Genomic DNA, 1309 nt, shown 5'->3' on the forward strand with positions numbered 1-1309 from the left:
CGGAGTTGATCGGGCTGGCGGCGGCGAGGCGGCTGGACCCGTCCGCGGCGACGCTGGGCCGCTCGGCCGCGCTGTTGCAGGGGTGGCTGACGCGGCGGCCGATGGAAGGGGATGGGCAGCTTGCAGGCCGGGCGGCGGGGCAGGCGGTGGGGTGGCGCGGGCTTCGGCTGGCCAACCATTCAGGGCTGGGCACCGGGTCGCGGGCGACGCCGCGGCAGATGGCGGCGCTGCTGCGGGCCGGTGGACCCGCCCTGTGGGACCTGCTGCCGGGGGAGGAGGACGGCAAGGCGCTGCCCCCCGGCATCCACGCCAAGACGGGCACGCTGGCCTATGTGAAGGGGCTGGCCGGGCTGCTGACCGCGGCCAGCGGCCGGCGGCTTGGCTTCGTCCTGTTCATTGCCGATCCGGCCCGCCGGGCGGCGTTGGACGCCGCGCTCGACCGCCGGGTCACCACCACCCCGGCGGAGGCCCGCGCCTGGGCCGCCACCGCCCGCAAGCTGCAGGAGGAGATTTTGGAACGCTGGGTTGTGGCCTATTGACTGAGATAGGTCATAGAACGGACTATGGCGTCTATGGCAAAATGCAGATCAAAGTTGATTGATTGAGACAAAGTGCCTGCGGCGATTGATCGCGGGGCGATACGATCCATATCCGTCGGCAACCAGAAGCGAGAGCACCCGACCCGATGATGACAAACCGTCCCGGCACCGCTACCGCGCGCTATGGTCTGAGCCGCCGGCTGGAGCGCCAGGACGTCGCCGCCAACCGCTATCACGACCGGCGGCTGGGGGCGGAAGTGGTCAACATCGTCGTCGGCGGCTGTGTCGTCACCGACGACCCGAACGTCATCATCACCACCACGCTGGGATCCTGCGTCGCCGCCTGCCTGTACGATCCGGTGGCGGAGATCGGCGGCATGAACCATTTCCTGCTGCCCGATGCCGGGACCGACACGCTGTCGCTGTCGTCGCGCTACGGGGCGACGGCGATGGAACATCTGATCAACCGGCTGCTGACCGTCACCGGCCGGCGCGACCGCCTGCGCGCCAAGCTGTTCGGCGGCGCCAACGTCAACCTGAACACGCTGCGCACCGCCAACATCGGCCAGCGCAACGTCGAGTTCGTGATGGAGTATCTGGCGACGGAGGGGATTCCCACCATCAGCTGGGACGTCGGCGGCGTCAGTCCGCGCGCCGTGCGCTTCTTCCCCACCAGCGGGCGCAGCCAGCGCCGGCTGATCGGCGACGAGTCGCTGCACGATATCGCCCGCAACGAGTCGTCCTATATCGAGCATCTGCGCAATACGCGG

Annotated in this window: 2 protein-coding genes; both read left to right on the plus strand. The window is 69.3% G+C overall.

The genetic code is table 11. The annotated features are described in order from the left end of the window. On the plus strand, nucleotides 1-539 hold a 539-nt coding region (locus I71_RS26635; protein WP_042701077.1), incomplete at its 5' end, for a D-alanyl-D-alanine carboxypeptidase. A gap of 146 nt (nucleotides 540-685) precedes the next feature. After that, nucleotides 686-1309: chemotaxis protein (locus tag I71_RS26640; RefSeq protein WP_049976348.1), on the plus strand; the 624-nt coding region annotated here is incomplete at its 3' end.

Origin of the sequence: Azospirillum sp. B506 (assembly GCF_000333595.1) — a bacterium.
Lineage (GTDB): Bacteria > Pseudomonadota > Alphaproteobacteria > Azospirillales > Azospirillaceae > Azospirillum.